This is a genomic window from Catellatospora tritici, assembly GCF_019083965.1.
In the GTDB taxonomy this organism is placed as follows: Bacteria; Actinomycetota; Actinomycetes; order Mycobacteriales; family Micromonosporaceae; genus Catellatospora; species Catellatospora tritici.
Genome location: NZ_JAHRCY010000004.1, coordinates 228,643 through 239,951 on the forward strand (window position 1 = coordinate 228,643; position 11,309 = coordinate 239,951).

General features: G+C 73.3%; 7 protein-coding genes. 2 read left to right on the forward strand and 5 right to left on the reverse strand.

Annotated features, from left to right (window positions below; all coding sequences use genetic code 11):
• Positions 1 to 5 precede the first annotated feature (5 nt).
• Complete coding sequence (locus KUA19_RS10825; protein WP_254549186.1) at positions 6 to 1,697, reverse strand: pectinesterase family protein; 1,692 nt, start codon at positions 1,695 to 1,697, stop codon at positions 6 to 8.
• Positions 1,698 to 1,851: 154 nt separating this feature from the next.
• On the opposite strand from KUA19_RS10825, the gene KUA19_RS10830 reads away from it, so the two are divergent.
• Positions 1,852 to 2,244, forward strand: coding sequence for a hypothetical protein (locus KUA19_RS10830; RefSeq protein ID WP_217396053.1), 393 nt, complete (start codon positions 1,852 to 1,854; stop codon positions 2,242 to 2,244).
• 52 nt (positions 2,245 to 2,296) lie between these two features.
• On the opposite strand, the gene KUA19_RS10835 is transcribed toward KUA19_RS10830, so the two are convergent.
• The 4 genes from KUA19_RS10835 to KUA19_RS10850 all read right to left on the reverse strand — a co-directional run bounded on the left by KUA19_RS10835 (position 2,297) and on the right by KUA19_RS10850 (position 9,165).
• Complete coding sequence (locus KUA19_RS10835) at positions 2,297 to 5,239, reverse strand: helix-turn-helix transcriptional regulator (protein WP_217396054.1); 2,943 nt, start codon at positions 5,237 to 5,239, stop codon at positions 2,297 to 2,299.
• An 83-nt stretch (positions 5,240 to 5,322) separates the two neighbouring features.
• Entirely contained in the window at positions 5,323 to 5,529 is a 207-nt protein-coding gene (locus KUA19_RS10840; protein ID WP_217396055.1) for a hypothetical protein, read from the reverse strand.
• The gene (locus KUA19_RS10845) at positions 5,522 to 8,392 is read right to left on the reverse strand and encodes a type 2 lanthipeptide synthetase LanM family protein (protein WP_217396056.1); all 2,871 of its coding nucleotides are present in this window, start codon (positions 8,390 to 8,392) and stop codon (positions 5,522 to 5,524) included. Before KUA19_RS10845 ends, KUA19_RS10840 begins: the two co-directional genes overlap by 8 nt.
• Positions 8,389 to 9,165, reverse strand: coding sequence for an AfsR/SARP family transcriptional regulator (locus tag KUA19_RS10850; RefSeq protein WP_217396057.1), 777 nt, complete (start codon positions 9,163 to 9,165; stop codon positions 8,389 to 8,391). The genes KUA19_RS10845 and KUA19_RS10850 overlap by 4 nt, the downstream gene beginning before the upstream one ends.
• Before the next feature lie 232 nt (positions 9,166 to 9,397).
• Here KUA19_RS10850 and KUA19_RS10855 point away from each other — a divergent pair, with 232 nt between their 5' ends.
• A complete protein-coding gene (locus KUA19_RS10855; RefSeq protein WP_217396058.1) occupies positions 9,398 to 11,221 on the forward strand; it encodes an AfsR/SARP family transcriptional regulator in 1,824 nt (607 codons plus the stop codon).
• The last annotated feature ends 88 nt before the right edge of the window (positions 11,222 to 11,309 follow it).

Genomic DNA, 11,309 nt, shown 5'->3' on the forward strand with positions numbered 1-11,309 from the left:
TCAGGTCAGTAGACCGGGTTCCAGCCGTCGGTTCCGGCCAGGTATCGCTGCGCGGTGTACGTCGGTGCGTCGGCGTCGGCCAGTTGCGGCCGGTCGGCGGTGACCACCGAGCCGGGGCCGGTGTCGCGGTATTCGGCGAAGCGGGCGTCGCGCCAGGAGAAGCCGGACATGTCGGCCCAGGGCGAGTCCAGGATGTGCGCGCCCAGCGTGGACTCGCGGTAGAGCACCTGCGCGATGGCGTTGACGTCGCCGCTGGGGTGCCAGGGCCGTCCGAGGTGGACGCTCTTGGCCGCCGTGCCCGCCTGCGCGGTCAGTGTGCACCGGGTGAACAGGTAGCCGTACGGGTTGGCGATGCTGGTCGACGCGGCGGTGACGTACCCGTTGTTGCTGGTGGAGCCGCGGTCCAGCGACCGGATCTCGCACCGGTCGAAGACGGCGGTGCCCCGGCCGAAGATGAAGTCGACGTCGCCCTCGATGTAGCAGTTGCGATAGTAGGCCCGGCTGACGGTCGACGTGCTCGGCGAGCTCGGCTGGAGTGTGTCCTGGTTGCCGAGGAACCGCACGTTGTCGAAGATGAGCCGGTCGCCCCGGGTGGTCACCGCGACGGCCTGCTCGGCGCTGTAGTCGTGGCCCGCCTCGTCGAAGGAGTTGGCGAAGGTCAGGTTTCGGGCGGTGAAGTCGTTGCCGTCGAGGAAGACGGTGGAGCTGCCGGTGGTGCCGTAGGTGCCGCTGCCGTCGGGTTTGGGGGTGCCGCTGGCGTTGTCGTACGTGATGACGACGTCCGCGGCATTGCCGGTGGTGCCGACGAAGGAGACGTACGGCTTGTTCGAGGGTACGGTCACCAGTTCCCGGTAGGTGCCCGGCTTGATGCTGATCGTGACGCGGCCCGTGTTGTTCGCGGGTACCGCGTTCACAGCGGCCTGCACCGTGCTGAAGTTCCCGGTGCCGTCCTTGGCCACCGTGATCACGGCCCCGGGCGGGGACGGACTCGTCGACGGCGAGGCTGACGGGGAGGCTGATGGCGACGCCGACGAGGATGCGGACGGGCTGGGCGAGGGGACGGTGCTGTCGGCGACGGTTACATCGTCGAAGGAGGCGGCGGCGTAGTAGGTGGCCACGCCGATGCCGCCGCCGGAGAACTGGCTGTCGGTGGCGCTCAGTGCCGTACCGCCGTTGACGGTGCCGCGCAGGCTGGTGCCGGAGACCGACAGCGACAGGGTGTACCAGGTCCCGGCGGTGACGGTCACCGCGCCGGTGGCCAGGGTGGTGGACGAGCCGCTCACCAGCTTCTTCAGCTCGACGGTGTTGTTGGATCGCAACGCCAGGTAGTAGTAGCTGGTGCTCGATTGGGCGCGGGCGAGCAGGGCGACGAACCGGTTGGAACCGTTGAAGGCGGTCGGCTTCGCCCGGGCGGTGACGGTGTAGTTCGTCCAGCTCGACGACCCGGCACGAGCGCGGGCGTCGGAGCTGGTGCCGGACTGGCGCAGCACGTTGCTGCCATCGGCGGTGACCGACCAGGTGCCGCCGGAGGCGGTCCAGCCGGACGAGTCGCCGTCCTGGAAGTCGTCGGTGAACAGGGTGGCTGCCGAGGCCGCGGTGACGGTCAGGGCGGCCACCGTGGCGGCTGCGGCCAGGCAGGCGACGGCGACGGTCAGGGGCCGCCGGGCCGTGCGGCGCAGCAGGGTGGTGACGTGCATCCGCGAAACTCCTCTCGAATGTGAACGGAAAGCGCTTTCCGTCGCACCGTACGCCCTCGGTTGCCGGACGTCAATCGATGTCGATGTCTTGAAAGGCCTTGTCGAGGTAGCCCTCGGATATGCGGCCCTGACTGCCGTCGGCATACTTCCGGGCATGATCGAAACGCCGCCGGACCTCGTCGCCGTCCTCACGTACAACCGCGCGCGCCGGGTCGCGCTGGTGACGCCGCTCGGGTGGAACGTGCCGTTCGCGGTGTCGCTGCTCGCGGTGGTGGTGTGGATCTTCACGGCCGGGCCGGGGTCTACCGGGCAGGGCTGGGGCGGTTTCCTGGGAATCGTCCTGGCGATCGTCGGGGGCGGTGCGCTGTTCCTGGCGACCTCGCTGGGGACCGTCGCAGCCGTGGTGATCGTGACGCACCGGCTCAGGTCGAAGGCGGTCGGCGCCTGGGCCGCGTTCGGCTTCGGCACGCTGGCGACCCTGCTGGGCTGGCTCGCCGTGCCGGTCGCCTGGGGTCTGTTCTTGCTGTGGCAGCACGTGACCGGGTAGGCGCCCCGTCGCCGGCGTCGTCAGGCGCTTCGCGAGTCCGACGGCCGCTGGCTCACCGGGCCCGGCTGCCGGGCCGGGCCGGGTCCGGGGTGACCAGGGTCGCCGCGTAGTCGCAGACGTCCGCACGGTCGCGGCAGCCGGTCTTCGCGATCAGGCTGGCCACATGCTTTTCGACGGTACGGGGCGAGATGTACAGCCGCCGGGCGATCTGCGGGTTGCCGAGGCGGTCGGCGAGCTGGACGAGCACCTCGTACTCGCGGACGGTCACCCCGCGCTGGCGCAGGGGCGCCGGGATGTCGTCCCGTCCGTCACGGCGCTGAGCCACCCGCGCGCCGCTGCGGCGCAGCAGCGACCGGCACGCCCCGACCACAGCGGGCACTCCCGCCGCGTGGAAGAACTCCTCGGCGGTACGCAGCCAGGCCGCCGGCTCGCCCCACCCGTCCTCGATCGCGGCCTCGGCCGCCAACCGCAGGCCCAGCGCCCGCGCCATCGGGAACGGCGCCGCCGCGGCCTGGGCCGCCTCGAACGTGCGCGCGGCGTCGTCGGCGCGACCGGCCCGGCCCAGCAGGACCGCGTCGGCGAGCAGGAGGAAGTGCCGGTTCCAGCGCAGTTCGGCGGCCGGGGTGGCCGCCGCGGCCGCGTGGTCGGCCCCGTCCGCGCGTTCAGCCAGCACCTCCAGCAGGGTGTGCAGCCCGTAGCGGCCGGACAGGTAGTAGACCTGCGGATTGCCGATCTCCCACGCGGCCATCGTCGCCAGGTCGGCGGCGGCCAGGTCGCGGTCCTCCTCCAGCAGTGCGCACACCGCCCGGCACAGGCCCAGCGACAGCGGGTACAGCAGCGAGGCGGCGCCGCCCTCGCGGGTGAACGCCGCCAACTGGCGCTCCATGTCCTGCCGCCGACCGTGGTGGGCGGCCAGCGCCGCCGCGACCAGCAGCAGGTACCGGTGGTCGTGCGTGGTGCGCAGGCGGGCGGTGGCGTCCAGGCACCGGTCGATGATGTCCTGGGCCGCGCCCGGATCGGCGGTGAGCACCGCACTGAGGGCCAGCACGCTCTCGGCGTTGTGGCCGAGCACGATCGAACCGAGGTCGAAGGCGGCCTGGCGGGCTCGGCGCAGCCGCGCGGTGTCGCCGGTGCGCATGAAGTCGTTGACGCCGAGCCGCAGCAGCGCCTCGACCCGCCATACGGGCAGGTCGTGCTGCTCGGCCAGGGCGAGCATGCGTTCCAGGTAGCGCTGGGCGGTGGCGAAACCGCGTTCGCGAGCCAGCAGCGCCAGCAGCTGCAGCGCCTGGCAGGCGACCTCGGGCAGCGAACCCTGCTCGGCCTGCTCGGCGGCGAGTCGGGCGAGGCGTTCGGAGTCGGCGCGCGGGTCGGATGTGGACGGGGTAGGGGAGCGGAAGACCAGGTGGGCTTCGATCACGGTGAGCGCGGCGGTGTGCTCCGGCCCGGCGGCTGTCGGCAGCAGCGACCGGGCGGCTTCGACCTGCGCGGTGGCGTCGTCGATACGGTCGACGGAGACCGCGGTCCAGGCCAGCCGCGTGTGCATGGCCAGCCGCCGGGCCGGGGCCAGCGGCGCGGCGCCGACCGCGGTCGTGGACTCGACCAGGGCCAACGCGTTGTCCAGACGCCCCTGCCCGGCGGTGGCGTAGATCAGCTGCTCGGCGACGGCGGGCCGCTCGTCGGCGGCGGCCAGGTGGTGCGCGCGTTCGAGCAGGGCCTCGGCGGTGCCGGTGGCGCCGCTGGCCAGGGCCCGGCAGCCGACCTGCGCGTAGTGCCGGGCCGCCGGGGCGGGCTGCCCGGCCTTGAGGTACAGGTCGGCCAGCAGCAGCCGGCGCTCGTCGGATGGCGCGGGATCGGCCTGCTCCAGGGTCGCGGCCGCGGCCCGCGCGATCGAGGCGCTCTCACCCGGCATGAGGGCGGCGAGGATCGCGTCGGTGGTCAGCGCGTGGCGGAAGGTGTACCAGTCCGGTGCCGCCCCATCGGGGGTGATGAAGTACCCGTCCGCGGCCGCGCGCAGGTGGTGGAACAGTTGCCGCTCCTCGTGCCCGGTGACCAGCCGCAGGGTCGGCAGCGCGAAGCGCTGCCCGAGGACGGCCGCCGTGATCAGCAGCTCACGCGTTTGCGGACCGAGCCGGTCGAGGCGGCGGCGGTAGTTCTGCACGATGGACGGCGGCACGGCCAGGCCGAGATCCCCGTCCAGGTGCCAGCCGCCGTCCGCGGGGCGCAGCGTGCCGGAGTCGACCATGTCGCTGAGCAGTTCCTCGATGAGGTACGGATTGCCCGCACCGTCGCGGACCAGCCGGTCCAGGACGGCGCCGGGCACCTCGTCGGCGGGCACGTCGAGGCAGGCGGCCGCGATCTGGCCGGTCTCCGCCGCGCTGAGCGCGGTCAACTGGCAGACCGTTGCGGCACGCCGCTGCCCGGCCGCGGTCGCCAGGTCGGCGGCCGGTCCCTGCTCCGGCCGTAGCGTCGCCACCACCGCTACCGGCAGGTCGGCGACGTTGTCGAGCAGGTACTCGACCACGGTCACGGTGTCCGGGTCGGCGTCGTGCAGGTCCTCCAGCGCCAGCAGGGTGCCGCCCTGCGCGCCCAGGACGGCCAGCAGCCGCAGCAGCGCCTCGGACAGTTCGAGCAGGTTGTCGGCTCGCTGGGCGGCCGCGGTGCGCCACTCGGGGACCAGCCGCGCCAACGCCGGGCGGTACGGGTCGAGGTCGGCGGTGTCGGGCGGCCCACCGGTGCGCATCAGCGCCGACAGCGCCTCGGTCAGCGGCCGGAAGGCGACGTCGGCGCCGGTCGGGCTGCCGCGTCCGCGCAGCGTGCGCATCCCGGCGGCACTGGCCCGGTACAGGCATTCGTTGACCAGGCGGGATTTGCCGATGCCCGCCTCGCCCAGCAGGAACGCGGCGCTGCCCCGTCCCTGCCGCGCACCGTCGACGGCCGCGTCGAGGACGCCGAGTTCCCGGCGCCTGCCGACGAGGAATGGTGACCTGGCAGGCATCGGCCCACAATAGCAACGCCATCGAACAATGTGATTTCACAGCGGTGGCGGAGATCCGCCACCGCCGCAACCGGCGCGGACGCCTAACAACCGACCGTCATGGTGAGCGGACTCGGCGACAGTGTCCACGAGTCGTACGCGGCCTGCGAACCGCTGATCGACTGCCCGGCCAGCAGCAGGGCCCGACCGCCGATCGGTCGGACCGCGCGCGGCAGCACTTCCCCAGCCGGGTGCTCGGCATCGGCGGCACCGGGGGTCTTCCACTGTCGAACCAGTTCTGCGTTACTCATGGTTGGCACCTTCGGGGTGGAGGGACGGACGGGCGTGCAGCAGCAGCCCGGAGGGGACTTTCGTGGGGAAGCCGAGCCGCAGCAACCCCTGGCCGATGCCCGCGAGCCCGGTGAGCAGGCCCGGAGACGGCACCGCGTCGGGGGTGCCGCAGCGCGGCCCGAAACGGTCTATCGCGGCCAGCAGCGCACTGGCCCGTTCGATCGGCACCGGGCCCATGGCGCCGAGCAGTTCCAGCACACCCGACTCGCCGTGGCAGAGGCAGTGGCTGTGCAGCACCGGCTGCCGCGCCACCCGGGAGACCACCTCGGCGGCGATCGCGGCGAGGTCGGGTTCGGCCATCGCCGCGGGGCTGTCGACGACGGCCAGGGCGAGGCCGGTGACGCCACGGCACCACGACAGCGGGCCGCCGGTCGCCGCGGCAGCCCGCCGGATGGCGGCCAGGCCTGTTGCCCGGCAGGCCGGATCGCCGGCGACGGCGGCGTAGCGGGTCAGCGCCCAGCCGATGCCCACCGCGCCCTGGGCGAACCCGCGGTCGGCGGGCAGAGGCGCCTGCCGCAACCGCTGCGCCAGCCGGAACGCCGCGCCCCAGGCCACCGGGTTGGCGGTGAGCTCCCAGACGGCGGTCAGCGCCGCCAACCCGCCCGCCGCTCCGGTGACCACACCGGTCTCGTCGTCGGCGTCCTCGGTCGCGGCCGTGAGCTCGACGGCGTGGCGGGCCCAGGTGGCCACGTCGGGATCGGACAGCAGCACCGACAGCTGGCTCAGCGCGTACGCGATGCCGCCCAGGCCCGCGAACGCTCCGGTCCCGACGATGCCCAGTTGCTCAGGCCGGGCACCCAGCGAGCCGAGCAGGCCCGGCACCGGTCGCAGTGCCTGGTGGGCCACGTCGGCGTACCGGTCGATGCCGGTGACCTGGGCGAGCTGGGCCAGGAACAGCGCGGTGCCGCAGTAGCCGGTGCCCAGGCTCGCGCCCAGCGGCGCCAACTGCCAATGCCGGTCGTCCTGCAGTTCCAACCCGAGCCAGAAGGCACCGCCTGCCTCGCGGTAGGCCCGCGCCACGATCTGGTCGCCGATGCCGCGCGCCGCGGCCAGGACCAGTTCGGTGTCCGGGGCCAGCGCCGCCGCCGGGGCGGTCACCGTGGTGTCCACCGTGTGCGGGTCGGCGGGCGTACGCGTGGCCATGGCCGCCCGGATGATCCATTCCTGGTCGGCCAGGTCGACCTCGTTGGTGGCGGCGATGTTGCGCAGCACCGACGCCAGCCCCGGCTCGGGCAGCACGCCGTCGAACCTGCGTCCGGTCGCGCTGAACAGGTCGACCGAGTCCGGCCGGGTGGTGAAGTAGGGGATGTCACCGTCGCGCAGCTGACTGATCTCGTCGTCGACGACCCGGGCGAGCAGGTCGTCGCCGGGTCCGTGCTCGTGCAGCGTCCGCAATACCCCTTCCAGGTCCTCGGCGTCGCCCAGCAGAGTCGGATGGGTCGACTCGTCGAGCAGTTCGCCGTAGAGCCTGGTGGCTCGCAGCACCACCCGGATCTCGCAGTCGGCCGCGTCGGTGACCAGCTCGGCCAGCTCGCGGCCGCCGCGCGCGAGCTGGGCGTGCCCGGCGGCGAACCCGGCCAGCACCTGGGCGGTGAACTCGCCCGGGTCGGCGTCGACCCCGTCCAGCGTGGGCCGGTTGGCCGCCCCGGCGAAAGCCAGTGGGCGGCGTATCAGCCGCATGCTGTCAGTGCCGGGGTCCAGCCAGTCCACCCCGTCGAACGGCAGGTTCCCGCCGCGGTCCCCGCCGAGACCGGAGAAGTCCAGGGCCGTGTCCTGGCCGATGACGACCCGTGGCAGCAGCGCCAACCGGTACACCGACGCCACCAGCGCCCGCGCGGCCGGATCCTGTCCCGGCGGGGCCAGCGACGGATGGAACAGGGTCTCCACGTCGATGAGCACCGGCTGGTCCCCGCAGGCGATCAGGTTCTCGTAGTGGATGTCGGTGCCGTCGAGAGCGCGCAGCAGCGCCAGCAGCGCACCCTGGCGGAAGTAGAACCGCCGCACTCCGGCCCGGTCGACGCAGGGTGCCTGTTCGACGTAGGCCGTCCAGCCGTACCCGGGCCGCGCCACCACCGCCGGGACCCGCAGCTCGTCACCGATCCCGGCGCCGAACCAGGCCAGCACGGCCGCGAACAGGCCGTCCACCGCCAGTGACCGCGGCTTGTAGACGACCCGGGCGCCGGAGGCGAACCGCAGCACGGCGACGGACCGCCCGCCCTGATGACCGTCGCCCGCGCCGGTGTGTACCGAGGTCAGCGCACCGGGATCGGCGCCGAGCAGCTTGGCGACGAGATCAGCCCGGTCCGCGGCCAGCCGGTCCAGCAGCTCCGCGAAAGCGTCGACCGCCCGCAGGCAGGTGCGGCCCAGGACCCGGGCCAGCGCCGGATACTCGCCGAACAGGGTGGACAAGCCGGTGGGGCGGCTCAGGCGGGCGACGAAGTCGGCGAACCGCTGCTGCGGGCTGTCGCCGGTCAGCCGACCGGTCACCCGCATCACGTGCAGTTCCAGCACGAGGGTACGGGCCGCCAGCCGGGTCAGCCGCGCCGTCAGGGTCTGCTCGAACCCGGTCCGCACCGCCGCCAGGTCCACCTCGGACCATTCGCCGCGGGCCAGCAGGTCACCGGCCCGGCGCACCAGCGGCGACACGACCGGAGAAAGGTCATCGGCCGTGGCCGCGATCGGGCGGTGGGTCAGGGCCTCGCCGATGAACACGGCCCAGTCCGGGGTACCGGCTTCGGCGCGATCGTGGGCCGAGACCCCGCGGCTCCACCACGGTGCCGTCGGGTCGGTCGTCGCGGAATCGGGCGCTTCGATCGTGCTCATCGGCCTGCCCCGACCGGGTTCCAGTCGATCGTCGGATCGCCGGCGAGGATCTGACGGTGCAGGTGCTGCAGGACCCGGCCGGGGTCCACGCCGAGCTCGTCGGCGAGCATGTCGCGCACCGAGCGGAACACCGCCAGGGCCTCTCCACGCCGCCCACACCGGTGCAGCGCCAGCATCAACTGCGCGTGGAAACGCTCGCGCAGCGCGTACTCGGCGGTCAGTCGCGGCAGCTCCGCCGACAGCTGCTCGTGTCGGCCCAGCCGCAGGTCGGCTTCGACCCGCCACTCCAGCAGCTGTGCTCGCAGCTCGGCCGGGTGGTCGCGATGCTCACGCCGCAGCCGGGGACAGTCGATGTCGGCCAGCGGGTCACCGCGCCACATGCTCAGGGCCAGCCGGAACCGGTCGGCGGCCGCGACCCAGTCGCCCTCACGGGCGGCCGCGCGGCCCTGCTCGTACAGCAGCTCGAACCGGCGCAGGTCCAGCTCGTCGTCGGCGATGTCGATGAGGTACCCGGCGGGCCTGGTCACGATCCGGGCCCTGATCGCGGGCCCCAGCCGCTGGCGCAGGCGGTTGACCGCCGAGTGCAGCGAGGCCCGGTCACGTTCGGGGGCGTGTGCGCCACCGCAGATGGACGCGCTCAGCTCCGAAGCCGGAACCACCTGCCGCAGCCGCAGCAGCAGCGCCGCGAGCAGCGTCCGCTGCTGCGCCGCCGGGACGGGGACCTCGGTGGCGCCATCGCGCACCAGCAGCGGCCCGAGCAGCCCGAACTCCATGACGACCTCCCCACCGGACTTGCTGCTACGCAGTGGTGCCAATGTGCCAGCCGCGACACCCCCCGCGCATGGGGGCCGCGCCCCCATATTCGCGCCCCCACATTCGCGCTCGCGTATGCCGCCCGGCGGTGAGCGCGCGGTGAGCGGGCGGTGAGCACCGCTTCCTACCGTCGCCTTGCCGCCAGCCGACCGGCGCGACGGCCCGAACGCGAGACCAGGCAGGAGGCTCACCGTGACCGCGCCGCCGCCCGCCCTGCACCTGTCGGTGCTGGGCCCCATGCGGGTCCGGGCCCACGGCCATGACCTGCCGCTGGGGCCGCTCAAACAGCAGATCGTGCTGGCGGTCCTGCTGTGCAGCCCGAACCGGCACGTGCCGACCGACGCCCTGGTCGAGGCGGTCTGGGGCGACCGGCCGCCCCGCACCGCCAGGAAGAACCTGCACGTCTACGTCAGCACCCTCCGACGTCAGCTGCGCCAGGCCGGAGTGGCCGACCGGATCTCGCACCGCAACCAGGGCTATGTCATCGTCGTCGAACCGGCCGAACTCGACTCGCTGACCTTCGACGAAGCGTCGCGGGCAGGTGCCCACCTCGCCGACGCGGACCGGCGACACACCGGGACGACCATCCTGCGCCAAGCCCTGGACCTGTGGCGCGGTACGGCCTTCGAGGGCCTGACGGCCGTACCGGTGATCGAGGCGGAGGCGCAACGCCTGTCCCGACGTTATGTCACCGTCTTCGAGACGTGGGCCGAGACGGCGATGCGGTCCAGCCCGGGCGTCGTCATGGACCAGATCGAGCAGATCATCCTGGCCGACCCCTTCCGCGAGCGGCTACGGATGATCCAGATGACGGCCCTGCAGCACGCGGGGCGGCAGTCCGAAGCCCTCGCGGTCTTCGACGACTTCCGCCGGACCCTCGCCCGCGAGTTCGGCCTGCCACCGAGCGCTGCCCTGACCCGGCTCCAGGAGAGCCTGCTGCTGGAGGCGGACACCCCGTCCTCCGCTCTCGGCGGGGCCTCGGGCGGCCCGTGCTCGCTGCCGCGCGACATCGGCGGTTTCAGCGGCCGCGCCGACGAACTCCGCGCCGCGACGCGGGTGCTCGGCGGCCGTACCGAACGACTGGCGATCGTCAGCGGCCCGGTCGGGACCGGCAAGACAGCCCTCGCCGTCCACGCCGCACACCAGGTACGCGACAGCTTCACCGACGGCTGCCTGTTCGTCAGTGCCCGCGATGCGCACGGCGAACCCCGCCCGTCCGGTGCGCTCCTGCACGACCTGCTGCACGACGTCGGCGTCTTCAGCCCGGGGGAGTCGACCGCGCGGCTGCACGGCAGCTGGCAGTCGTGGCTCGCGCGGCGGCGTGCCCTGGTCGTGGTCGACGATGTCGCCGACGAGGAGTCCGTCCGTCCACTCATCCCGCAGGTCGGCGAGTCGGTGCTCCTGCTCACGTCCCGGGCGCGGCTGTCCGGTCTGGCCCAGGCCCACCGGGTGACCCTGGGGCCGCTGTCGCTGCCCGAGTCGTACGACATGCTGGCCCGGCACATCGGGCGCGACCGGATCGAGGCCGACCGGGACGCCGCGGAGCGCATCGTCCGCGCCACCGGGATGCTCCCGCTCGCGATCGCGGTGGCGGGCAGCAAGCTCGCCGGGCTGCGCCACCTGCCGTTACGGGAGTTCGCCGACCGGTTGGCCGAAGCCGACTCCGTGTTGGACGAACTGCAGATCGGGTCGCTGACGTTGCGGCCGCGGCTGCGAGCCGCGCTGCGGGACCTGCCCGGTGCCGGGCAGGCGCAGTTCGCCGAACTGGGGCGGCTGCCCAGCCCGATCTTCACCCTCGGCGAGGCGTCGCACCTGTTGGGCCGCGACGACCGAAGCACCGGCCTCGCCCTGGAGCACCTCATCGAAGCGGGCATCGTCGGCGCGCCCGACACCGAGGTCTGCGCCCACGAAGTGATCTTCGCACTGCCCGACCTGCTCCACCGGTACGCCGTCGAGTTGGCCGGTACGGCCCACGCGGGCGGGCACGGGGAGGTGCCGGTCGCCCAGCCTGCCTGACCGCTGCCCGCGTGGTCGGCGGCGGAGTCGGTCGCGGCGATCGCCGCGCGTCCGGATCATCATGCGAGCAGCCAGGTCGCAGGCGCCG